This is a genomic window from Pseudomonas sp. EggHat1, from assembly GCF_014892995.1.
Taxonomy (GTDB): Bacteria; Pseudomonadota; Gammaproteobacteria; order Pseudomonadales; family Pseudomonadaceae; genus Aquipseudomonas; species Aquipseudomonas chaetocerotis.
Map to the genome: position 1 here is coordinate 156,454 of NZ_JACKQK010000009.1, position 22,277 is coordinate 178,730.

The window sequence follows — 22,277 nt, forward strand, 5'->3', positions numbered from 1 at the left end:
CAATCCTGATTTTCTGTTGAGTATAGGTGCGCTACTTTTGCGTACCGTACAGCTTCGCTTCGCCCTCGGGGCGCGTCTTGAAACGCCGGTGCGCCCACAGGTATTGCTCGGGGCAGGCACTGACTACCTGCTCGATCCACTGGTTGATGCGCAGGCAATCGGCCTCTTCGCTTTCACCGGGGAAGCCTTCGAGCGGAGGATGGATTACCAGACGATAACCACTACCGTCAGCCAGGCGCTGCTGGGTGAAAGGCACCACGCGTGCCTTGCCCAGGCGTGCGAACTTGCTGGTGGCAGTCACCGTCGCCGCCTGAATGCCGAACAGCGGTACGAAGATGCTCTGCTTGCGGCCGTAGTCCTGATCCGGCGCGTACCAGATGGCGCGGCCGGCACGCAGCACCTTGAGCATGGCGCGAATGTCCTCGCGCTCGATGGCGCTGGCATCGAGGTTGTGGCGCTCACGGCCACGACGCTGGATGAAGTCGAACAATGGGTTATCGTGCTCGCGGTACATGCCGTCGATAGTGTGCAGTTGACCGAGCAACGCCGCGCCGATCTCCAGGGTGGTGAAGTGCACCGCCATCAGGATCACGCCCTGCCCCTCGGCTTGCGCCTGCTGCAGATGTTCGAGACCTTCCACGTGCGCCAGCCGCGCCAGGCGCGCCTTGGGCCACCACCAGCTCATGGCCATCTCGAAGAAGGCGATACCCGTGGAGGCGAAGTTGTCCTTGAGCAGGCGCTCGCGCTCGGCAGCGCTTTTGCCAGGGAAGCAAAGTTCCAGATTGCGCGCGGCGATCTGCCGGCGCGAGCTTGCCGTGTGGTACATCAGCCAGCCCAGCGCCCGCCCCAGTTTCAGCTGTGCGCCATACGGCAGCTGCACCACCAGCCACAGCAACCCAAAGCCCAGCCACAGCGGCCAGAAGCGCGGATGAAGAAAACAGGCGCGAAAGCGGGGGCGATCCATGAGACGTTTCCGATCACTTGCAAAGCCGCACATTCTAACGCAGTTTTCCCAGCCAGCTCGCTGACAGCACTGCCAGCAGAGCAGATCGCGACGGCGAATCGACAGCCAGGCGTTCATCCCGCCCCTGCCTAGCTGACGTGCGCAGCTTGCGGCATGCGGCCTATGTCGCTATAAGTCCGGGCATCTTTCGACTCGCCAGAAGGCCCATCGCACCACCATGAGCCAAGCCGACCTCCTCGCCCAAGACCCCGTATTCCAGCTCAAGGGCAGCATGCTCGCCATCACCGTGATGGAACTGGCGCACAACGACCTCGAACGCCTCGACGCGCAACTCACGGAAAAAGTCGCCCAAGCCCCGGCCTTCTTCAGCAACACGCCGCTGGTGCTGGCCCTGGACAAACTGCCGGAAGGCGAAGGTGAGCTGGATCTGGCCGAGCTGATGGCCGTTTGCCGCCGCCATGGCCTGCGCACCCTGGCCATCCGTGCCTCACGCGAAAGCGACGTCGCCGCTGCCGAAGCCATGGATCTGCCGGTGCTGCCGCCTTCCGGTGCACGTGAACGCCTCCTCGATCCAGCGCCAAGGAAAATCGAAGAGAAACCGGCCGAACCCGAGCACAAACCCAGTCGCATCATCACCAGCCCGGTGCGCGGCGGCCAGCAGATCTATGCCCAGGGTGGCGATCTGATCGTGCTGGCACCGGTCAGCGCCGGGGCGGAACTTCTCGCCGATGGCAACATCCATGTTTACGCGCCCATGCGTGGCCGCGCCCTGGCGGGCATCAAGGGCAACACCAAGGCACGGATTTTCTGTCAGCAAATGGGCGCCGAAATGTTGTCGATCGCCGGCCATTACAAGGTTGCCGAAGACCTGCGCCGCGACCCGCTGTGGGGCGATGCAGTGCACGTCAGCCTGTCGGGTGACGTGTTGAACATCACCCGCCTTTAACGGATACTGCGGCCACTTTTTACGGACACAAAAAAGGCATCTGGAAGCCTCGAATGGCTGACGGATTCCCGCGTTTTATTCATTTTTTGGGGTGAATCACCTTGGCCAAGATCCTCGTAGTCACTTCCGGCAAAGGTGGCGTCGGTAAAACCACCACCAGCGCTGCCATCGGTACCGGCCTCGCCCTGCGCGGGCACAAGACCGTCATCGTCGACTTCGACGTCGGCCTGCGTAACCTCGACCTGATCATGGGCTGCGAACGCCGCGTGGTGTACGACTTCGTCAACGTCGTCAACGGCGAAGCCACCCTGACCCAGGCCCTGATCAAGGACAAGCGTCTCGAGAACCTCTATGTGCTGGCCGCCAGCCAGACCCGTGACAAGGACGCGCTGACCCAGGAAGGCGTCGAGAAGGTCATCAGCGAGCTGTCGCAGAATTTCGAATACGTGGTCTGCGACTCGCCAGCCGGTATCGAGAAAGGCGCACACCTGGCGATGTATTTCGCCGACGAAGCCATCGTCGTGACCAACCCGGAAGTGTCCTCGGTACGTGACTCCGACCGCATGCTCGGCCTGCTGGCCAGCAAGTCGCGCCGCGCCGAGAAAGGCGAAGAGCCGATCAAGGAACACCTGCTGCTCACCCGTTACAACCCCGAGCGCGTCACCAAGGGCGAGATGCTCGGCGTCGAAGACGTCGAGGAAATCCTCGCCATCCGCCTGCTCGGCGTGATCCCCGAATCCCAGGCCGTGCTCAAGGCATCCAACCAGGGTATCCCGGTCATCCTCGATGACCAGAGCGATGCCGGCCAGGCCTACAGCGACGCAGTCGATCGCCTGCTTGGCAAGGAAGTCGCGCACCGCTTCCTGGATGTGAAGAAGCAGGGCTTCCTGCAGCGCCTGTTTGGAGGTCGAGAATGAATATTTTTGACTTCTTGCGTTCGCGCAAGAAGGAAACCACCGCATCCATCGCCAAAGAGCGCCTGCAGATCATCGTTGCCCACGAACGTGGTCAGCGCAGCCAGCCGGACTACCTGCCTGCCCTGCAGCAGGAGCTGGTGGAAGTGATCCGCAAGTACGTCAACATCGAATCGGATCAGGTCCAGGTCGCACTGGAAAACCAGGGCAGTTGCTCGATCCTGGAGTTGAACATTACCCTGCCGGACCGTTAATCGAGACCGGTTGTGCTCACGGCGGCTTCGGCCGCCGTGTTCGTTTGTAGCAACGCACACCTGTAGGAGCGGATTCATCCGCGAAGCTTCTACAGGCCAACAGCATCGCGGATAAATCCGCTCCTACACCAGCCCACACACCATGCCGCTAAGCCAGATCGAAATTCTCCACCAGGACGCCGCCCTGCTGGTGATCAACAAGCCCACCCTGCTGCTGTCGGTGCCCGGCCGCGCCGATGACAACAAGGATTGCCTGGTCACCCGCCTGCAGGAAAACGGCTACCCGGAAGCGCGCATCGTGCATCGGCTGGACTGGGAAACCTCCGGCATCATCGTCCTGGCCCGTGACGCCGACAGCCACCGCGAGCTGTCGCGCCAGTTTCACGACCGTGAAACCGAGAAGGCCTACACCGCCCTGTGCTGGGGCCAGCCGCAGGCCGACAGTGGCAGCATCGATCTGCCGTTGCGCTACGACCCGCCAACCAAGCCACGCCATGTCGTCGATCATGAACTGGGCAAGCATGCACTGACCCACTGGCGCATCGTCGAGCGTTGCGGCGACTGGTGCCGGGTCGAACTCACGCCCATCACCGGCCGCTCGCACCAGTTGCGTGTGCACATGCTATCCATCGGTCACCCGCTACTGGGCGACCGCCTCTACGCCCATGAGCAGGCCCTGGCCGCCCATGAGCGCCTGTGTCTGCACGCCAGCATGCTCGCCCTTACCCACCCGCAAACGGGCGAACGCATGCGCTTCGAGTGCCCCGCGCCGTTCTGATCCGTCACCTGCGCCGAGGGCGGCCCGATGCTCTCATTGAACCCCTGTTTCGGCGTGCTCACCCGCTCTGCACAGACAGTGTGAGCATCGGTAACACTGCCTGAGCGAACCAGAAAAAAGTTGGCTTTACAGACAAGCCAGCGCTGCCAATCCTGCTATCGGGCATGGCCCTGTTGTGGCCGCTTTCAGAGGGACGACTGCCCTTTGATTTCCCGGAGGCTTCGGCTCCGGGAAATGCCTGACAAGGCGATGCTCAGTGGTTCATCGACATGGACGCAGGCAGTGGCATCGGGATGCTCGAAAACAATAACGAAGAACAGCTCATCCAGTTGCAGCACATTGGCAAGCACTACCGGCTTGCCGACAAGACGCTGCATATCCTCGGCGACGTCTGCCTGCGGATCGCGCGCGGGGAAAGCTGCGCCATCCTCGGCAGTTCCGGCTCGGGCAAGAGCACCCTGCTCAACGTACTCGGCCTGCTCGACCTGCCCGATACCGGCAACTATCGCCTGAACGGCATCGACGTTGCCCAGGCCAGCCCTGACCAGTTGGCCGCCTTGCGTAACCAGTTGATCGGTTTCGTCTTCCAGAGTTTCAACCTGCTTCCCCGCCTCAGCGCGCTGGACAACGTCGCCTTGCCCCTGACCTATCGCGGCATCGCGCCCCGCCAGGCGCGCGAGCAAGCGCACGCCATGCTGGTCAGGGTCGGCCTGGGCGAACGCAGTGAGCATCGTCCCGCCAGCCTGTCCGGTGGACAGCGCCAGCGCGTAGCCATCGCCCGCGCGCTGGTCGGCAAGCCTGCACTGATTCTCGCCGACGAACCGACCGGCAACCTCGATGCCAGCACGGCCCAGGAGATCATGGCACTGCTGATCGAGCTCAACCGCGAGCAAGGCGTCACGCTGATCGTGGTCACCCATGACCCGCTGATCGCCAACCGCCTGGCGCGCCGGCTCGAGGTGCACCAGGGGCTGCTGCGCGAGGCCGGCGCAGCATGAGCCTGAGCATGCCGTTCAGCAGCGGACCGAGCGCCGCACAGATACTGCTCGAGGCGCTGAACAGCCTGCGCATGCTCGGTCGGCGCTCCTTGCTGGCCCTGCTGGGCATCGTCATGGGCAGTTGCTCGGTGGTGGCCCTGCTCAACATCGGCGGCAATGCCGCAGCGCAATCGATTGCCATCTTCCGCAACCTGGGCAGCGATACCCTGGTGCTGCAGCTGCCACCACAACCCACCGGGCGCGACGGCCTGCCCCTGCGTCTGAGCGTGGAGACGTTGGGTCGGCAAACCCCGGCCGTCGCCAGCCTGTCTCCGGTGATGACCTATGGCGCAGCGGCGATCTTCAACGGGCGGGTCGGCAACGCCAACATCATCGGCGCCGACCCGGCACTGTTCGAGGCCGCACGCCTGAACATCGCCAGCGGTCGCTCGCTGTCGGAGTTCGACCGCAAGGAAGCCTATGCGGTCATCGGCGCCTCGCTGGCACAGGCCCTGAGCCTGCCGGAAGATCCGCTGCAACCGGGTGACCAGCTACGCCTGCAGTCCTATCAATTCAGGGTCGTCGGCATTCTCCAGGAAGGGGCACCCGGCATGCTCCTGCCGTTCAATGCCAACGAAACGCTGTTTATCCCCATGGAGGGCATGACGCGCATCAATCCCGTACCACAGATCAGCCACGTCGTGGCCCGCGCCAACAGCGCCGAAGAAGTCATCCAGGCCGGCGAGCAACTGCGCCAGACTCTCGCCCAGCGCATCGCTGGGGATGCTCCGGTTACCCTGATCTTCGCGCAGCAGATCCTCGAGGGCATGCAGCAGCAGACCCGAACCTTCACCTACCTGCTGGCAGCGCTCGGCGGCGTCTCGCTGATCGGTGGCGGTGTGGGGGTGATGAACGTGATGCTGATGAACGTCAGCGAGCGCCGCCGGGAAATCGGCGTGCGCCTGGCCCTGGGCGCACGGCGCAGAGATATCCGCAACCTGTTCCTGGTCGAGGCCGTGGCCTTGACCAGCGTTGGCGCGCTGCTGGGCGCGGTCCTCGGTATGGCGGGCGGCTGGGGCTATGCGCAGCTGTCTGGTTGGGCATTCTTTCTGGCCCCCGGCGCGCTGCCCCTGGGCATCGGCAGTACGGTACTGGTCGGCCTGTTCTTCGGTCTGCATCCGGCCATCGCCGCGTCGCGCCTGCAACCGGTAGAGGCGCTGCGCGATGAATAGGCGACTGGCGCTCGGCGCGCTCCTCATCGTCACCCTCAGCGCACCCGCACAGGCATGGCGGGAAGAACCCTTGCGCCCTTCGGCACCCAGCATGCCCAACCCCGCGCCCGCTGAACTGCTCAGTGAACAGATGGCCGACCTGTCGCTGGTCGACGCGGTGTTTCTTGGGCTGCGCAACAACCGCTCGATCAAGAGCGCCTATCTCTGGCGCATTGCCGACAAGTTCGACCTGCGGGTATCGGAAGATGCGTTCAATCCCAAACTGTACCTCTCCAACAGCTACCGAGCCTCGCGGGGGCATGCCGATCGTCAGCGTGCGGGTCAGTTCGGCGCCACAGCGACCGTGCTGGGAGAATATGGCACCGTAGTCAGCCTAGGCTGGAGCAAGTTCCACTCGCAAGCCGACCAGGCGGGTTGGCGCCGCAACGACGGCGTCGACTTCAGCATCATCCAGCCGCTGCTGCGTGGCGCTGGACGCGACGTCACCACCGCGCCACTGCGACTCGCGCAACTGACCGAAGAGGCCAACAGGCTCGGCCTCAAGGCCGGCATCTCGCAGACCGTCGCGGCGATCATCTTCGCTTACCGCGAGCTGCTGCGAGCCCAGGAGCAACTGGGTATCGCCAGGGCTGCCCTGCAGCGCTCGCAGGAGCTGCTGAGCGTCAACCAGGCGATGATCGAAGCCGGGCGGATGGCGGAGTTCGAGGTGGTGCAGACCGAAGCCAGCCTGGCCAGCCAGGAGCTGGGCGTCGAGGAAGCGGCCAATCTGGTCGACAGCAGCCGCCTGGAGCTGCTGCGCCTGCTCGCGCTGGATCTTTCTTCGCCAGTGCGGGCGACCGACGCCCTGCACGCTGAAGCGATCGAGATCGACCCCAGCCAGGCCATCAGTCTGGCCGAGCGACAGCAACCCGACTTTCTGCGCCAGTTGATCATGCGCCAGCAAGCGGACATCAACCTGCTGGTCGCCAAGAACCAGAGCCTCTGGGATCTGTCGCTCGAAGTCGGCGCCAATCAGGCCAGAGATCGCTACGGCTCGACCTATGGCAATGGCGCAGATCGCAGCTGGGACAGCTATGCCGGCATACGGCTCGACATCCCCATCGGCGATCTGAGCAGACGCCAGGGAGAAGTACATGCCCGAGTCAACGTCGAAGATCAGCAACTGCAGTTGGCCGATGCCAGGCAGGCACTGATTCGCAACGTCAAGGATGTCATACGGGATGTGAGCACCCGCTGGCGCCAGTACGAAATCGCCCAGCGTGGCGTGGAACTGTCCAGGCGCAAGCTGGCGATCGAACGGGACAAGCTGGCGGCCGGACGCTCCAGCAACTTCCAGGTGCTGAGCTTCGAAAGCGATCTGCAGAACGCCGAGAACGCTCGTCTCAGCAGCGTGATCGCCTACCTCAACGCGCAGACGCAGCTGGACCTGACCCTGGGCATGACACTGGAAAGCTGGGACATCATTCTCAATGACCACTGAGCGCAAACACTGGCGCCTACCGCGCCTGATGATCACCGGACTCGCACTGCTGGCGGGCATCGCAGCGCTGTCGTTCCAGATGCAGCCACGCGCCACTGTCGAACCACCCTCCGGGCAGTGGCTGGCCGTGCAGCCGAGCAATCTGGAGCACCGTATCGGTCTGGTCGGCCGCATCGAGCCAGAGCGCACCGTCAGCATCAATGCTCCGTTTGGCGGCAACATCGCCGACAACCGCGTCGCCCCCGGGCAACGGGTCGTCAAGGGCGAGCGTTTGCTCAGCATGGATGCCAGCGAGCTGGAGGTGCAGGTGCGTGATGCCCTTTCCACGCTGCTCAAGGCCCGTCGCACGGTGCGCGAACTGCAGGACTGGGAGGCGGGACAGGATGTAAGCCGGGCGCGGCGCGCCTTGCGCAGCGTACAGATGGGCCTGGACGGCAACGAACAGAAACTCAAGGACACGCGCTCGCTGCATGAACGAGGCATCGTTGCCCGCAACGAACTGGAAGAGCTGGAGCGACAGACACAGTTGCAGCGCATGGACCTGCAGGCCGCAGAAGCGGAGCTGCAAGCCGTGCTCGAACGCGGCCGCGGCGAGTACCGGCAGATCGCCGAGATGGAGCTGGCCAATGCCGAGGTCAAGCACGCGGCCCTGAGCCGACAGATAGCCTCAGGAGAGATCCTTGCGCCGTTCTCCGGCATCGTCGTGCAGGCCCCCGGCATAAGCGCCGAGGAGGCAGCCAAAGGCCCGCTGCAGACAGGTAGCCGAGTCAGCCAGGGCCAGCCCCTGTTCGGCCTCGCCAGCATCGAGGGACTGCGCGTCATTGCCCGAGTCGCCGAACTGGACGTCAACCAGCTGAAAGAAGGCCAGCCGGTCGACGTTACCGGCGACGGTTTCGATGACCAGCACCTGCAAGGCAAGGTCATGGCGGTGGGCGGCCAGGCCCTTGGCGGTAGCGTCCCCGGCGGTAGCTCCCAGTTCGAAGTCGTGGTGAGCATCCCGGAACTGGATGAAGTGCAGATGCGCCAGGTCAGGCTGGGCATGAGCGCCAAGCTGAGCATCCTCACCTATCAAAACCCCGAAGCGCTGGTTGTGCCCGCCGCTGCAATGCGTCGAGCCGGGGACAAGTGGCTGCTGGACTACCGCAGCGCACCCCAGCATCCCATCGGCGTGGTCGAAGTCGAGGCCGGACGCTCTATGCCTGATGGGCTGGAAGTCTTCGGGCTCGAGCCCGGTTACGTACGAGTCGCAAACTGATCACACCGCCCCCATCCATTGGTATGGATCGGCGACAGGCGGTGTGTAGCTTCTTCCCGGTTACTCACAGTTGATCGATCGGTCAGCAGCCCAACCCATCCTTGGCTGGGGTTTTCTTTCGCCCCGGAAGATTACCTTAGAGGCAGACAACGAGCCCGCCGACTGCACCGCACGGTCTGCATATCGCTCAACTCGAACGGTCCTGCCACCAACATGACGGGGAGCTTGAACCAGATGGAACTGCTCGCTAGGCAACTCTTCATCCGCTCCTGTTTCCTGCCTGGGCGAAATCACGTCACGCCTCGGCATGCTGCAGTCTTCCACTCTATTTCTTCAGCCATTGCACCCGGCAAGAAATAAGGACGTTTCACCGCGATTCGGCGAACGTTTGCTTCGCCTGCAAAACAGCCAACTGCATGTACATGGCGACACCTGCATTCAGTTAGCTGTATCCCGAGCGCCTGCCTGAAAAAGCATTCGGGACTGTTCGGGAAGTTCGGGCTGGAAGAGAGAGGTCAGTGTTTTGTTGTGCGTCTCGTAACAGCCATACATACAACAACAATCTGTTAGTGAGGAAACAATGAAAAACAACAAACTGGTTAGTGTCATCGGTGCTCTGGCAATCGGCCTGGGTATTTCCGGCATGGCCTCGGCGGCCACCATCACTGGCGGCTCCCCGTTCACCGCAACCGGCACCATCGGTGTTTCGGGACCCTCGTCCTTTGGCGCAACGGTGAACTGCAACGTGGTCTTCAACGGCACCATCAATGCCGGCGGGGCAAGCGCCAATATCAATACCGTGACCGTCAGTGGCAGTGGCCTGTGCGCCCTGCCGAGCATCACCGGCCTACCGTGGACATTGACTCCGAGCACCACCACCGACGGTGGCGAGACCTGGCTCGGTACCGTATCCGGCGTTGGCTTCACCATCGCCGGTGCTCCGCCCCTGATCCCGGCCTCCAACTGCGCAGGCCCGACCACCATCAACGTGCAATGGACCAACTCCAACCACACCTTGCGCGTCACCTCCGCACAGGCATTGGCGGGCAACTGCAATATCCGTTCTCTGAACGTTCAGGCGCCGGCCATTTCGGTCAACTGACAGGTGCAGGCCGGCACGTAGTAATAACCCGCGTCCGCATTGAATCGATCAATAACGGCGCGGGTTATTGGAAGTAATGAAGTTCTCAGACAAAAGAGATCAGCCATGCGCAATAAAAATAATATTCTCTCTGCCAACACACACCGAACTCTCTGGATTGCCGCCCTGGCAGGTTCCATGTTGGCCGCCTCCCAGGTTCAGGCGGGCGCATTCGGTGTTCCAACCTACGGCACGCCAGGCTGGGGCCGAGCATTCGCTGGCGGGTCGATGTGGAAGAACGACCCCAGCGCCGCCTTCAACAACCCTGCCGCCATGGCGTTCATCGACCATAACGTCGCTCAGGTGTCCGTGCACCATGCACGGATCAGCTTGAAGTACAAAGGCAACGTCTATGACAATCAGGGCAACCCGCGCTCGGATCGCGACCTGGAATTTGACCCGGCCGGTAACCCCACCGGCAACATCATCGATAACGGTCCCATCACCAACGATGGCGGTCAGGGTGGTTTCGGCAAGGCGCTGCCCACCAGCTTTCTGGTCATGCCGATCAACGATCGACTGAGCTTCGGCCTGAGCCAGGTGGTGCCCATGGGCGCGCAAACCACCTGGGATGGAGACTGGAAAGGTCAGGACTTCGCGGTCGATACCAAGATCGAGACCGTCGGCCTGACTGGCTCCCTGTCCTTCAAGGTCAACGATGCCTTCGCCGTAGGCGGTGGCGTCATCGTCCAGCACACCAAGGGCTTTATCAGCCAGAATCTCGACCTGCTGGCCGCTGCCGGCACCCCATCTTCCCAACTGCCGCTGGGCCTGCCGCCAGGTATCAGCGACGCACTGATCCGGGTGAAGGTGGACAACACCTCCTTCGGCTGGTTTGCCGGTGTCGCGTGGAAACCTACCGAGCGCGACACCCTGGGCATCAACTATCACGCCCGCATTCGCAACAAGCTCGAAGGGGACTACAACATCCATGCGGATCAATATTCCTATGATCTGCTGACCAACCCGCTGTTTCCTCCGGTATTCGGCGATGCCACCGCCATCGAACTGGCCTTCCCCGGCCTGAATCTGAACCCGGACGGTGCCGACGCCAAGTCCCGCCTGGATGTACCTGCCAGCGCCACGCTGGATTGGGTCCATGAGTTCAACGACCGCTTCTCGTTGGGAGCCAGCGTTACCTGGACACAATGGTCATCGTTCAAGGAGCTCAAGCTCGAATCCAACGGTAATACCCTGGTGGTCATTCCCTACGACTACAAGGACACCTGGATGTACTCGATCGGCGGCGATTATCGCGTTACCAACGAGCTCACCCTGCGTGCCGGTGTGGCGCTGGATCAGACGCCCACGCGCAACTCCACCCGTGACGCGCGGATTCCCGATGGCGACCGCACCTTCGTCTCTTTCGGCGGCAGCTACCGCTTCGCGTCCGAGCCGAACCTGAGCATCGACGCCGCCTACTCCCACCAGTTCGTCGACAAGGCGCGCCTGCGCACCGTCAACCAGGACCGCCTGGGCGGCGCCAGCATGGATGGTGAGGTGAAAGCCAAGGGTGACGTGTTCAGCCTCTCGGCCACCTACAAATTCTGATTTGCAGCGCACGGATACCGGCAGGTCGAGGCTCTGTCGGTATCCGTTTTTTTGTTCCGGGCAGTCATCACCCGTTGCTGCCGTGCCGCACGCAATATTGCCGTTCTCTATCCGGGCCATGCACGCGCCGTTCTGCCAAGAACAGGCAAAACGGTTACACTGCGCCATCGCTGTCCGGAGTGATACATGCGCGAAGAACTGATCCAAGGCCTGCTCGATTTTCTCAACGCCTCGCCGACCCCTTTCCATGCCACCACCAGCCTGGCGATGCGCCTGGAAGCTGCCGGTTATCGGCACCTCGACGAACGCGCGCCCTGGCACACCGAAGCCGGTGGCCGCTATTACGTGACCCGCAACGACTCCTCGATCATCGCCTTCAAGCTGGGCAAGCGTCCGGCCGTAGATGGCGGCATTCGCCTGGTCGGTGCGCATACCGACAGCCCGTGCCTGCGTGTCAAGCCAAACCCCGAGCTGCAGCGTCAGGGCTTCTTCCAGCTCGGCGTGGAAGTCTACGGCGGCGCCCTGCTCGCCCCCTGGTTCGACCGTGACCTGTCGCTGGCCGGCCGCGTGACCTACCGCCGCGACGGCAAGGTCGAGAGCCAGCTGATCGACTTCTACCAGCCCATCGCCGTGATCCCCAGCCTGGCCATCCATCTCAACCGTGAGGCCAACCAGGGCTGGGCGATCAACCCGCAGAACGAGTTACCGCCGATCCTCGCCCAGCTCGCCAGCAGCGAAACCGCCGACTTCCGCGCCCTGCTCGCCGAACAGCTGGCCATGGAGCACGACTTCAACCCGGACGCGGTACTCGATTACGAACTGAGCTTCTACGACACTCAGAGCGCCGCCATCGTCGGCCTCAATCAGGACTTCATCGCCAGCGCGCGCCTGGACAACCTGCTGTCCTGCTACGCCGGCCTGCAGGCGCTGATCGACGCGGACGACGAGGAAACCTGTGTACTGGTCTGCACCGACCACGAAGAAGTCGGCTCCTGCTCGGCTTGTGGCGCCGACGGCCCCTTCCTCGAGCAGGTGCTGCGCCGCGTGCTGCCAGACGGCGACGCCTTCGTCCGCACCATCCAACGCTCGCTGCTGGTATCGGCCGACAACGCTCACGGCGTACACCCGAACTACGCCGACAAGCACGACGGCAACCACGGGCCCAAACTCAACGCTGGCCCGGTGATCAAGATCAACAGCAACCAGCGCTACGCCACCAACAGCGAAACCGCCGGCTTCTTCCGCCACCTGTGCCTGGAAAACGAAGTGCCGGTGCAAAGCTTCGTGGTGCGCAGCGACATGGCCTGCGGCTCCACCATCGGTCCGATCACTGCCAGCCAGCTCGGCGTGCGCACGGTCGACATCGGCCTGCCCACCTTCGCCATGCACTCGATTCGCGAACTGGCCGGCAGCCACGACCTGGAGCACCTGGTGAAAGTGCTGACGGCCTTCTATTCCAGCCCTGAACTCCCTTGAGGTTCTGAGACGCGATGATCGAACATATCCGCAACAGTCTGCAGGAAGCCCAGCGCGCGCTGGAGGCCTTCCTCGCCAACGAACAGACCCTGAGCAACATCCAGAAGGCCGCCGAGCTGCTGGTCGAGAGTTTCGAGCACAAGGGCAAGGCCTTTTCCTGCGGCAATGGCGGCTCGATGTGCGACGCCATGCACTTCGCCGAGGAGCTGACCGGGCGCTACCGCAAGAACCGTCCGGGCATCGCTGCCGTGTCGATCAGCGACCCAAGCCACATCAGCTGCGTGGCCAACGACTTCGGCTACGACTTCATCTTCTCGCGCTACATCGAATCCCATGGCCGCGAAGGTGACGTGCTGATCGCCATCAGCACCAGCGGCAAGAGCCCCAACGTGGTCAAGGCAGCCGAAGCCGCCAAGACGCTGGGTGTGAAGGTGATCGCCCTGACCGGCAAACCCGGCTCGCTGCTGGAAAGCCTGGCCGACGTGTGCATCTGCGCCCCGGGCGGCGACTTCGCCGACCGCGTGCAGGAACTGCACATCAAGACCCTGCACATCCTCATCGAACTGATCGAGCGCCAGCTCAGTCCGCAGAACTACGCCTGAGCCCAGGCACTAGCGGTCGATCACCTGCCCGCGCATCGGCGCCAGGCGCGCCAGCAGGCGGTTCTGCGCCGGTGTCGACACACCCTCAGCGTCCATCGCGTCCTGCAGGTGCTCGACCAGGGCGTTGAAATCGCTGGGGGTCAGGCGCAGGCCCTTGTGACTCTCCTCCATGCTGTCGCCGGTGTAGACGCAGGGGCCGCCGCTCTCGAAGCACAGCTGTTCGATCAGCTTCTCACGCAGACGCTCGATGTCGATGTCGAGAAAGTGCCGGGCGATGCGCGGATCGCGCGCGCTGCCCAGCAGCATGCCTTCGACGATCCGCACGATACCGGGCTCCTCGCCCAGGGCGCGGTACAGGCCGTCGTCGCGCGGCGCCTGCTGGGCGCAGGCCGCCAGCAGCAGCGGCAAGCAAAGCATGGCCAGGCGCATGCTCAGAAACTCCCCTGCACGGACAGGTAGACGCCGCCCTGGTTGTCCAGCGTGGCGATCTCGCCGAGCCGCGCGTAAGCCAGCACCAGGGCCAGGTTCTTGTTCGGGAAATAGCCGACGAACAGATCGGCCCAGTCGCTCTCGCCGGCAAAACTCAGGTTGTCGGGCTTTTCCCGGTACTCGATGCCCACCGCCCAGTGACGATCCAACAGCACAGCAACTGAGCCTTCCTTGAGCCAGGAATGGCGGTCGCGGCGGTCGCCGCCGAAGCCCAGCAGGCCCAGTTCGTTGGCACGGCTGTAGCGCAGATTGGCGTTGAGCAGCAGGTTGTAGCCGAACGCGCCGCCGAGGATCAGCCGGCTGGCCGCCAGATAGCCTTCGCTGTCCTCGCGGCGTTGCGCGCCGACCAGGCTGGGCACTCGGAAGTCGCGCTGACGCTTGTACTGCAGGCCGAGGGAAATCTGCGGCAGGCGATCGTAGATCAGGTCGCCGGCCAGGCGCAGCTTGAGGCCGAGCACGTCCTGACTGAGGCTGTTGTCCGGCAGGCGCAGGTCGCGCGCCAACGTGCCAAGGTCGAAGCGCTGGCGCGCGTAGGATAGCTCGATGCGGTTACCGTAGGCCGCCGCCACGCCCGCCACGTCGAGGCGGTAGTCGCCGGTCTCGACACGGGTGGCGAACACGTCCGCGCCCCACTCGCCGCGCTCGCCGTAGCCGGCCAGCACCGCCCAGGGCATGATCCCGCCGCCAGCGGCACCCTCCAGGCTAGTGGCGCCGCCAGTGGCCAGCAAACGGCCTTCGCCGGCAACTGCCAACTCGCCGCACAGGCACAGGCCCAACAGATAAGTGAGTCGCATGCTTCAGTGCACCTTGGCCAGAGGTGAGCGATAAGGTTGCGCCAGCCAGGCCTCGAAGGCCGCGGCAGCCAGCGGCCGGCTGATCAGATAACCCTGCGCGGTGTCGCAGTGCCAGCGCTGCAACAGACTCAGGCTGGGCGCCAGTTCGACGCCCTCGGCCACCACCTTGAGGCCCAGGCTATGGCTCATTTCGATGGTCGAGCGGACGATCACCGAGTCCTCACTATGATCGTCCAGCTCGCGCACGAAACTCTGGTCGATCTTGAGCTCCTGCACCGGCATGCGCTTGAGCTGTGCCAGGGAGGAATAGCCAGTGCCGAAATCGTCCACCGACAGGCCGATGCCGCAGCCGCGCAGGCCGTGCAGCACCTGCAGCGCACGCTCGGGGTCGAGCATCACGCCGCTCTCGGTGATCTCGAAGATCAGTTGCTCCGGCGCCACCCGGTACTGCGCCAGCAACGCGCCGACTCGCGCCGGCAGGCCGACGTCGAGCAGGTCCTCGGTGGAGATGTTCAGCGACAGCTGCACCCAGACGCCGCGCCCGTCCCATTCCTGCAACTGACGCAGGGCCTCCTCGATGACCCAGGCGGTGAGCACCTGGATGCTGCCGGTGCGCTCGGCCAGCGGGATGAATTCGCCAGGCGAGACCATGCCCAGCTGCGGGTGCTGCCAGCGCAGCAGGGCCTCGGCCTGGCGCACGCGGCCCTCGCGGATATCCAGCTTGGGCTGGTAGTGCAGCAGCAGTTGGCCCTGCGCGGCGGCGTGGCGCAGGTCACGGATCAGGCGGATCTGCCGCTGCTGGGCGGCGTCGCGGCCCTGCTGGTAGAGCTGCAGGCGACCGGGTTGCTGGGCGGCGTCCTGCATGGCGATGCGCGCACGGCGCAGCAGGTCGTCCGGCGTGTCGCCATCGGCCGGGTAAGCGGCGATGCCGATGCGGCAGTCCAACGCGACGTCCAGCGTGCCGATGCGCAGCGGCTTGAGCAGCAACTGATGCAGACGATCGGCGCTGGCCACTGCGCTATCGCCGTCGCACTGCTCCAGCAGCAGAAGGAACTCGTCACCCAGCAGGCGCGCCAGGCTGTCGCCGGGGCGCAGGGTCGCTTGCAGGCGCCGGGCCAACTGCTGCAGAGCCAGGTCGCCGCCGCCCTGGCCGCAGCTCTCGTTGATCGCGGCGAAGTTGCCCACGCCGAGGTACAGCAGCGCGGTGGATCGCCCGGCGGTGATCGCGCTGCCAAGCCGTTCCAGCGCCAGGGTACGGTTGGGCAGACCGGTAAGGGCGTCGTGCAGGGCGTTGTGCGCCAACTGCCGCTCGCGTTCAGCGATGCCGCGCTGCATGTCGTTGACCGCCAGCGCCAACAGACCCAGCTCATCACTACGGGCCAGGGCCACCGGCTGCTGGTAGTCACCGCGGCCGATGCGCTGAGCGGCAGCGGCCAGCTCGCGCACCGGCCGCGACACGCTAAGCGCCAGTAACAGCGCACCGATTAGCGAGGCAAGCATGGCCACCAGGGTGATCAGCAGGATGCGCCGATCCAGCGGCGCGAACGCCGCCTCAGCCTCGGTCAGGGATTTGTGCAGCAGCACATCGACCCGGTAGCCGGGGCCGCTGGTCAGCTGCAGGTGCTGGCCGAAGTAGTGCTCGATGCCATCGTCGAGGCGCTCCGGCATCGCGCTGGCCGCCTCCATCTGCGACTCCAGCAGAGCCTGGGCGCTGTCCGGCAGCGTGCTGATCCAGATCGGCGCAGTGCCGTCGCCACTGGCCACCAGGCTCAGTTCCAGGTGGGTCAGCTCGCGCAGTTGCAGAGCGAATTCGCGGTCCACGGCAAAGCCCATCAGCAGTCGGGCGATCGGCAGTGGCGCACTCACCGTGGCATCCACCAGCAGATAGATCTGCCTGCCGATGGGCAACAGGAAAAGGCGCGGGCCGTCGCGCCGGGGCTGCTGTAATTGGCTGGCAAGCCCGGCCACAGCCTCGGCGTCGATACCCGGGTCTGTGCTCACCTGCAGGCTACCATCGAGCCCCAGCAGGAACACCGCGCCGGCGTTGATCCGCGCGCCCTGATTGGCCAGCGCCGAGCGGATGGTCGGCGCATCGCCGCTGGCCACTGCGTCCTTGAAGCCGAAATCGGCTGCCAGAACCTGGGCGGCCTGCTGCAGCTGGTCACTGCGCAGCGCCAGCAGTTGCTCGAAGACGAGGCTGCCGACGTTCAGCTGTTCCTGGGCCTGGGCGCGCACGGCGGCATCGGTGGCCGCCTTCACCGCGACATAGAGGGCACCGATCACCACCAGCAGGAGCAGGATGAGGACCCCGGCTATGCGCGCCTGGAAGCTACTGCGCAGCATCTTCGGCAGCTTTCCTGAAGGCCTCGCCGAATGCGCTCGGTGCCGGCGACGCAGGTGGCTCAACGGGAGCGCTACCGGCCAGGACGAACCGCTGGCTCGGCGCTTGCGCCTCCAACTGCAGTTCGCCAGCGGCCTGCGGCAGGAGCTGCGGGCTGCCCGGATGCCACAGGGTCACGGCGTAGCGCCCGGCCGGCAAGTCGGCGATGGCGGCGCGGCCGTGCTCGTCGCTGACGGCGAACCAGGGATCGTCAGTGACGTAGATATAGCCGAGCATCCAGTCGTGGATATTGCAGCCGAGCACCACCAGCCCGGGTTTGTCGAACAGCACCGGCTCGCTCGGCGTGCCCTGGTACAGGCGCAGCTCGAAGCGCTTGGCCGGTGAGAAGGAATAGACCTGGTGGCGGATATCGTCGCTGTTGGGGAAGGACACCGAAGTGCCAGTGCGCACCGCCAGCACATGGGGCTGGAACTGCTTGTTGCGCTGATCCATGAACGCCTCAGGCGCTGCTGACGAAGCAGATGGCGTGCCCATCGGTAGCGGACCGCGCAAGCTGATCACTGCATCGGCGAGCGGCTCGCCCGCAGCCCCCACAAGCTCAGCGTGCAGCGCCGCGGCATGGGATGCGGGACTCGCCATGGCAATGGCCACGAGGATAACGAGGGTCAACAGGGAAGACGTGCAACCAGTCATGCGCGCACCTTGGCCCGAGCCGAAGGCCGGACGTTCACAGGATTACATGCCGTCCTGGCAACCGAGTTTGGCGTACTGAGGTGACAGCCTAGCTGGCCGGCGCCGAACCGGCCAGCGGCAATTAGCCAGCAGCGATGCTATTCGCTGCGCAGACGCTTGGGCGTCAGGCCCATGTAGCGGCGCATGGCGGTGGTCAGCGCACTCTGACTGGAGAAACCGCACTCCTCGGCGATGCGTACCAACGGCAGGTTGCTTTCGCGCAGCATGCGCGCAGCGCGGTCGAGGCGAGTCTGGAGCAGGTACTGGTGCGGCGTGAGGCCGACGCTGTCCTTGAACTGGGCGTGGAAGTGGCTGGGGCTGAGGCACATTTCCTGCGCCAACTCGGCGACGCTGATGCGCCGCGCCAGGTGCTCGCCGATGTAATCATCCAGGCGCTGCAGATCCAGTGACCCTTGCGGCTGCCGGCGCTGTTCGCCGAACAGGCGCAGATGCAGGGCACGTAACAGAACACCGCCAAGAGAGCGCGCCAGGATCGAGTCACTGCCATAGCGCTCCAGCTCTGCGCCGGCATAGCTCAGCAGGTGCTGGAAATCGACATCGAGGGCGGGATAACGCGGTGTTTCGAACAGACGGTGGAGCAGCTCCAGGTCTTCGCTGGGGGTGTCCTGTTCGTCCAGGTCGAGAATCAGCATGCGGTTGTCGCCCATACCGGCAAACTGGTGGGCGGCATCGCCCGGCACCAGGCAGGCGCGCATGCGGCACACCTCGCCACCACGACCGCCGACTTCGAATTCGGCGCGGCCGACCAGAGACATCACCAACTGGTGATGGTCATGGGCATGTTCATGGGCCTGTTCATCCAGGCGGATCACACGGGCTTGCAGCATCGCAAAAGACTGGCGGCACGAAACAAGGGTTGCACTTTACTCCTTTCCAAGCAAAAACGCCGCAACCACCTATCAGCGAAATGGTTGCACCTATAGCAACCAATGCGCCTGACAACCAACGCACCAAGTCGCAGCTCCGAACACCTTCAGGCTCTATTACTGTGCATCCGGGCACCTTCGCTGAGCCGAATTACGCAGTCCCCGGCAAATGGCAGGAGAGTTGCTTCGCCCCCTCGACCGACCACAACAAGCGAACCCCAATGAGCGATGCCGCCCTCATTTTTCTGACCCTGCTGGTCGTGCTGCTCATACTGAGCTACTGGCTCACCCACCGCGCGGAAAATCGCCAGTTGAAAGCCAGCAAACAGGCGGACACCGAGATCGTGCAGCGCTGCCTCGACCTGCTGCAGGCCCTGCAGAAACATCGCGGGCTGGGCGCACAGCAGGATGCCGCGAGCGTCGCGCTGCGCAATGCGCAGGCGCAGCAGCTGGATCAGCTCTGGCTGAATTGGCCCGGTGCCAGCATGCAACTACCCCCTCTGCAACAACACTGGCCACAGTTGCGCCGCAAACCCGCCGACTTCGATGCGCACTGCCGACTGATCGAGACACTGCTGGCGGTGATCGAACAGCTCGAGGATCGTCTTTACCGTCAACATCACCCCAGAATTCGCGGGATCGGCGAGGCCTGCCGCTCGCTCGAAGACCTCGCCAGGCTGCGTGGCCTGGCGGTGCGCGCGGCCAATTACGAACGCTGCCCGCCCGGCCTGCAGATGCAACTGCGCTTTCTCTGCAACCGCATGCTCGATCAGGAGCAGGACGCGCATCTGCTCGCGCTGATCGAGCGCCTGCAGAGTGATCTGATCGAGCCGGCGCAGATTCGCCTGGCGCCCGGCGAGTGCTTCGCCCTGCTCACCCCACTGATCGAACAGCGCCTGCAGGGCATTCGCCTGAGCCTCGACTGAAACGTTGAAATAATCCCGAGGTCGCCCCATGTAGCAACCAACGTGCAAGCAAAGGTGCTCCATGAACGATCAGGACATCCACTCCGAAGCTGTCGACGACAACGTGCAATCCACCACCGGCCTGGTGCTGCCCGCACAAAGGCTACCGGACAAGCTTTACATCATACCCATCAACAACCGCCCGTTCTTCCCCGCGCAAGTGTTGCCGGTGATCGTCAACGAGCACCCCTGGGGGCGCACGCTCAAGCGCGTGGACAACACCGAGCACAAGTGCCTGGCGGTGTTCTTCGTCGACAACCCACCGGATGAGAACGGCGAGTTCGACTTGGACAGCCTGCCCGAGCACGGCACCCTGGTACGTGTACACCACGTCAGCGAGGAAGGCGGCAAACTGCAGTTCGTCGCCCAGGGCCTGACCCGCGTGCGCATTCGCGGCTGGCTGAGCCGTCGCGGTCCGTACCTGGCCGAAGTCGAATATCCCCAGCCGCCGGCCGACCCGCGTGACGAGGTCAAGGCCTACGGCATGGCGCTGATCAACGCGATCAAGGAGCTGCTGCCGCTCAACCCGCTGTATAGCGAGGAGCTGAAGAACTACCTCAATCGCTTCAGCCCCAACGAGCCCTCGCCGCTCACTGATTTCGCCGCTGCCCTGACCACCGCCTCCGGCCATGAACTGCAGGAAGTGCTGGACACCGTGCCCATGCTCAAGCGCATGGAGAAGGTGCTGCCGCTGCTGCGCAAGGAGGTCGAGGTCGGCCGCCTGCAGAAAGAGCTGTCGGCAGAGGTGAACAAGCAGATCGGCGAACGCCAGCGCGAATTCTTCCTCAAGGAACAGCTCAAGCTGATCCAGCAGGAGCTGGGCATCAGCAAGGACGACAAGAGTGCGGATCGCGAGGAATTTCTTGCCCGCCTCGAAGGCAGGACTCTGCCCGCACCGGCGCAGAAACGCATCGACGAGGAGCTGAACAAGCTGTCGATCCTCGAGACCGGCTCGCCCGAGTACGCCGTCACGCGCAACTACCTGGATTGGGCCACCGCCCTGCCCTGGGGTGTACAGGGCCAGGACAAGCTCGATCTGGGCCGCGCGCGCAAGGTGCTGGACAAGCACCATGCCGGCATGGACGACATCAAGCAGCGCATCACCGAGTTCCTCGCCGTCGGTGCCTTCAAAGGCGAGATCGCCGGTTCCATCGTGCTGCTGGTCGGTCCGCCCGGTGTGGGCAAGACCAGCATCGGCAAGTCCATCGCCGAATCGCTCGGCCGGCCGTTCTACCGTTTCTCGGTAGGCGGCATGCGCGACGAGGCGGAGATCAAGGGCCATCGCCGCACCTACATCGGCGCCATGCCCGGCAAGCTGGTGCAGGCGCTGAAGGAAGCCGAGGTGATGAACCCGGTGATCATGCTCGACGAGATCGACAAGATGGGCACCAGCTACCAGGGCGACCCCGCCTCGGCGCTGCTGGAAACGCTGGACCCGGAGCAGAACGTCGAATTCCTAGACCACTACCTGGACCTGCGCCTGGACCTGTCCAAGGTGCTGTTCGTCTGCACCGCCAACACCCTCGACTCCATCCCCGGGCCGTTGCTCGACCGCATGGAAGTGATCCGCCTGTCCGGCTACATCACCGAGGAAAAAATCGCCATCGCCAAGCGCCATCTGTGGCCCAAGCAGTTGGAAAAAGCGGGTGTACCGAAAGCGCGCCTATCCATCAGCGACGCGGCGCTGCGTGCAGTGATCGAGGGCTACGCCCGCGAAGCCGGCGTGCGTCAGCTGGAGAAACAGCTGGGCAAGCTGGTGCGCAAGTCGGTGGTGAAGTTGCTGGACGATCCCGAGGCGAAGATTCGCATCGGCGCCAAGGACCTGGAGCAAGCGCTGGGCATGCCGGTGTTCCGCAACGAGCGGGTATTGGCCGGCACCGGGGTGATCACCGGGCTGGCCTGGACCAGCATGGGCGGCGCCACCCTGCCGATCGAGGCGACGCGCATTCATACGCTCAATCGCGGCTTCAAGCTTACCGGCCAGCTCGGCGAGGTCATGAAGGAATCGGCGGAGATCGCCTACAGCTACGTCAGCTCGCACCTCAAGCAGTTCGGTGGCGACCCGACCTTCTTCGACCAGGCCTTCGTCCACCTGCACGTGCCGGAAGGTGCCACACCCAAGGACGGCCCCAGCGCCGGCATCACCATGGCCAGCGCCCTGCTCTCCCTGGCGCGCAACCAGGCGCCGAAGAAAGGCGTGGCCATGACTGGCGAACTGACCCTCACCGGCCAGGTGTTGCCCATCGGCGGTGTGCGCGAGAAGGTGATCGCGGCGCGCCGGCAGAAGATCTTTGAACTGATCCTGCCGGAGGCCAACCGCGGCAGCTACGAGGAACTACCGGACTACCTCAAGGAAGGCCTGACCGTGCACTTCGCCAAACGCTATGGCGACGTAGCCAAGGTGTTGTTCGACTGACCGAGGTGCGCACGGCGCACCCTACGGCTCGCGTGCCGCACCCCGGTGCGGCTATGCTGGGCCAGTTTTTGTTCGACTGGAGT

At 64.1% G+C, this 22,277-nt stretch carries 20 protein-coding genes; 14 read left to right on the forward strand and 6 right to left on the reverse strand.

Going from position 1 to position 22,277, the window contains the following annotated elements; genetic code table 11:
* Positions 1-31: 31 nt before the first annotated feature.
* A complete protein-coding gene (locus tag INS93_RS15870) occupies positions 32-964 on the reverse strand; it encodes a lipid A biosynthesis lauroyl acyltransferase (protein WP_192983724.1) in 933 nt (310 codons plus the stop codon).
* Between the two features lie 217 nt (positions 965-1,181).
* Between INS93_RS15870 and minC the strand changes: the two genes are divergently transcribed.
* The 12 genes from minC (at position 1,182) to lpcA (ending at position 13,570) form a co-directional block, all read left to right on the forward strand.
* Positions 1,182-1,910 (forward strand): septum site-determining protein MinC, encoded by a 729-nt coding sequence (gene minC, locus INS93_RS15875; protein ID WP_192983728.1) that lies wholly within the window; start codon positions 1,182-1,184, stop codon positions 1,908-1,910.
* A gap of 101 nt (positions 1,911-2,011) precedes the next feature.
* Positions 2,012-2,827, forward strand: a complete 816-nt coding sequence (gene minD, locus INS93_RS15880; RefSeq protein WP_192983731.1) for a septum site-determining protein MinD — start codon at positions 2,012-2,014, stop codon at positions 2,825-2,827.
* The gene (gene minE, locus INS93_RS15885; protein WP_003241592.1) at positions 2,824-3,078 is read left to right on the forward strand and encodes a cell division topological specificity factor MinE; all 255 of its coding nucleotides are present in this window, start codon (positions 2,824-2,826) and stop codon (positions 3,076-3,078) included. The genes minD and minE overlap by 4 nt, the downstream gene beginning before the upstream one ends.
* Before the next feature lie 142 nt (positions 3,079-3,220).
* Positions 3,221-3,856, forward strand: coding sequence for an RluA family pseudouridine synthase (locus tag INS93_RS15890; protein ID WP_061241862.1), 636 nt, complete (start codon positions 3,221-3,223; stop codon positions 3,854-3,856).
* Positions 3,857-4,149: 293 nt separating this feature from the next.
* Positions 4,150-4,854 carry an ABC transporter ATP-binding protein gene (locus tag INS93_RS15895; RefSeq protein ID WP_226945552.1) on the forward strand — a complete coding sequence of 235 codons (705 nt, stop codon included), beginning with the start codon at positions 4,150-4,152 and terminating at the stop codon, positions 4,852-4,854.
* Positions 4,851-6,065: an ABC transporter permease gene (locus INS93_RS15900; protein WP_226945553.1), complete on the forward strand. Its 1,215-nt coding sequence runs from the start codon at positions 4,851-4,853 to the stop codon at positions 6,063-6,065. The genes INS93_RS15895 and INS93_RS15900 overlap by 4 nt, the downstream gene beginning before the upstream one ends.
* Complete coding sequence (locus INS93_RS15905; protein WP_192983737.1) at positions 6,058-7,545, forward strand: TolC family protein; 1,488 nt, start codon at positions 6,058-6,060, stop codon at positions 7,543-7,545. Before INS93_RS15900 ends, INS93_RS15905 begins: the two co-directional genes overlap by 8 nt.
* Positions 7,535-8,800 carry an efflux RND transporter periplasmic adaptor subunit gene (locus INS93_RS15910; RefSeq protein WP_192983740.1) on the forward strand — a complete coding sequence of 422 codons (1,266 nt, stop codon included), beginning with the start codon at positions 7,535-7,537 and terminating at the stop codon, positions 8,798-8,800. Before INS93_RS15905 ends, INS93_RS15910 begins: the two co-directional genes overlap by 11 nt.
* A 580-nt stretch (positions 8,801-9,380) precedes the next feature.
* A complete protein-coding gene (praB, locus tag INS93_RS15915) occupies positions 9,381-9,902 on the forward strand; it encodes an alkane oxidation protein activator PraB (RefSeq protein ID WP_160020714.1) in 522 nt (173 codons plus the stop codon).
* Between the two features lie 177 nt (positions 9,903-10,079).
* Positions 10,080-11,492: an outer membrane protein transport protein gene (locus INS93_RS15920; protein ID WP_192983743.1), complete on the forward strand. Its 1,413-nt coding sequence runs from the start codon at positions 10,080-10,082 to the stop codon at positions 11,490-11,492.
* A 186-nt stretch (positions 11,493-11,678) separates the two neighbouring features.
* Positions 11,679-12,968: a M18 family aminopeptidase gene (locus INS93_RS15925; RefSeq protein ID WP_160020716.1), complete on the forward strand. Its 1,290-nt coding sequence runs from the start codon at positions 11,679-11,681 to the stop codon at positions 12,966-12,968.
* A 14-nt stretch (positions 12,969-12,982) separates the two neighbouring features.
* The gene (lpcA, locus tag INS93_RS15930; RefSeq protein WP_160020717.1) at positions 12,983-13,570 is read left to right on the forward strand and encodes a D-sedoheptulose 7-phosphate isomerase; all 588 of its coding nucleotides are present in this window, start codon (positions 12,983-12,985) and stop codon (positions 13,568-13,570) included.
* A gap of 9 nt (positions 13,571-13,579) precedes the next feature.
* Here lpcA and INS93_RS15935 read toward each other — a convergent pair whose 3' ends face one another.
* The 5 genes from INS93_RS15935 to INS93_RS15955 all read right to left on the reverse strand — a co-directional run bounded on the left by INS93_RS15935 (position 13,580) and on the right by INS93_RS15955 (position 18,774).
* Complete coding sequence (locus tag INS93_RS15935) at positions 13,580-13,999, reverse strand: group I truncated hemoglobin (protein WP_074913283.1); 420 nt, start codon at positions 13,997-13,999, stop codon at positions 13,580-13,582.
* Positions 14,000-14,001: 2 nt separating this feature from the next.
* Positions 14,002-14,853: a DUF3034 family protein gene (locus tag INS93_RS15940; protein WP_192983746.1), complete on the reverse strand. Its 852-nt coding sequence runs from the start codon at positions 14,851-14,853 to the stop codon at positions 14,002-14,004.
* 3 nt (positions 14,854-14,856) lie between these two features.
* On the reverse strand, positions 14,857-17,196 hold the full coding sequence (locus INS93_RS15945) for a putative bifunctional diguanylate cyclase/phosphodiesterase (protein ID WP_192983748.1): 2,340 nt from the start codon (positions 17,194-17,196) through the stop codon (positions 14,857-14,859).
* The gene (locus INS93_RS15950; protein WP_192983750.1) at positions 17,183-17,887 is read right to left on the reverse strand and encodes a methylamine utilization protein; all 705 of its coding nucleotides are present in this window, start codon (positions 17,885-17,887) and stop codon (positions 17,183-17,185) included. The genes INS93_RS15945 and INS93_RS15950 overlap by 14 nt, the downstream gene beginning before the upstream one ends.
* A gap of 137 nt (positions 17,888-18,024) precedes the next feature.
* A complete protein-coding gene (locus tag INS93_RS15955) occupies positions 18,025-18,774 on the reverse strand; it encodes a helix-turn-helix transcriptional regulator (RefSeq protein ID WP_160020722.1) in 750 nt (249 codons plus the stop codon).
* Between the two features lie 260 nt (positions 18,775-19,034).
* On the opposite strand from INS93_RS15955, the gene INS93_RS15960 reads away from it, so the two are divergent.
* Together INS93_RS15960 and lon are read left to right on the forward strand one after the other, a co-directional pair.
* On the forward strand, positions 19,035-19,739 hold the full coding sequence (locus INS93_RS15960) for a hypothetical protein (RefSeq protein ID WP_160020723.1): 705 nt from the start codon (positions 19,035-19,037) through the stop codon (positions 19,737-19,739).
* Positions 19,740-19,800: 61 nt separating this feature from the next.
* Positions 19,801-22,194, forward strand: coding sequence for an endopeptidase La (gene lon, locus INS93_RS15965; RefSeq protein ID WP_192983752.1), 2,394 nt, complete (start codon positions 19,801-19,803; stop codon positions 22,192-22,194).
* Positions 22,195-22,277 lie beyond the last annotated feature (83 nt).

Coding starts and splice junctions, on each gene's coding strand:
- INS93_RS15870 (WP_192983724.1), bottom strand. CDS start 964: ATGGATCGCCCCCGCTTTCGCGCCTGTTTTCTTCATCCGCGCTTCTGG.
- minC (WP_192983728.1), top strand. CDS start 1,182: ATGAGCCAAGCCGACCTCCTCGCCCAAGACCCCGTATTCCAGCTCAAG.
- minE (WP_003241592.1), top strand. CDS start 2,824: ATGAATATTTTTGACTTCTTGCGTTCGCGCAAGAAGGAAACCACCGCA.
- INS93_RS15890 (WP_061241862.1), top strand. CDS start 3,221: ATGCCGCTAAGCCAGATCGAAATTCTCCACCAGGACGCCGCCCTGCTG.
- INS93_RS15895 (WP_226945552.1), top strand. CDS start 4,150: ATGCTCGAAAACAATAACGAAGAACAGCTCATCCAGTTGCAGCACATT.
- INS93_RS15900 (WP_226945553.1), top strand. CDS start 4,851: ATGAGCCTGAGCATGCCGTTCAGCAGCGGACCGAGCGCCGCACAGATA.
- INS93_RS15905 (WP_192983737.1), top strand. CDS start 6,058: ATGAATAGGCGACTGGCGCTCGGCGCGCTCCTCATCGTCACCCTCAGC.
- INS93_RS15910 (WP_192983740.1), top strand. CDS start 7,535: ATGACCACTGAGCGCAAACACTGGCGCCTACCGCGCCTGATGATCACC.
- praB (WP_160020714.1), top strand. CDS start 9,381: ATGAAAAACAACAAACTGGTTAGTGTCATCGGTGCTCTGGCAATCGGC.
- INS93_RS15920 (WP_192983743.1), top strand. CDS start 10,080: ATGTTGGCCGCCTCCCAGGTTCAGGCGGGCGCATTCGGTGTTCCAACC.
- INS93_RS15925 (WP_160020716.1), top strand. CDS start 11,679: ATGCGCGAAGAACTGATCCAAGGCCTGCTCGATTTTCTCAACGCCTCG.
- lpcA (WP_160020717.1), top strand. CDS start 12,983: ATGATCGAACATATCCGCAACAGTCTGCAGGAAGCCCAGCGCGCGCTG.
- INS93_RS15935 (WP_074913283.1), bottom strand. CDS start 13,999: ATGCGCCTGGCCATGCTTTGCTTGCCGCTGCTGCTGGCGGCCTGCGCC.
- INS93_RS15940 (WP_192983746.1), bottom strand. CDS start 14,853: ATGCGACTCACTTATCTGTTGGGCCTGTGCCTGTGCGGCGAGTTGGCA.
- INS93_RS15945 (WP_192983748.1), bottom strand. CDS start 17,196: ATGCTGCGCAGTAGCTTCCAGGCGCGCATAGCCGGGGTCCTCATCCTG.
- INS93_RS15950 (WP_192983750.1), bottom strand. CDS start 17,887: ATGACTGGTTGCACGTCTTCCCTGTTGACCCTCGTTATCCTCGTGGCC.
- INS93_RS15955 (WP_160020722.1), bottom strand. CDS start 18,774: ATGCTGCAAGCCCGTGTGATCCGCCTGGATGAACAGGCCCATGAACAT.
- INS93_RS15960 (WP_160020723.1), top strand. CDS start 19,035: ATGAGCGATGCCGCCCTCATTTTTCTGACCCTGCTGGTCGTGCTGCTC.
- lon (WP_192983752.1), top strand. CDS start 19,801: ATGAACGATCAGGACATCCACTCCGAAGCTGTCGACGACAACGTGCAA.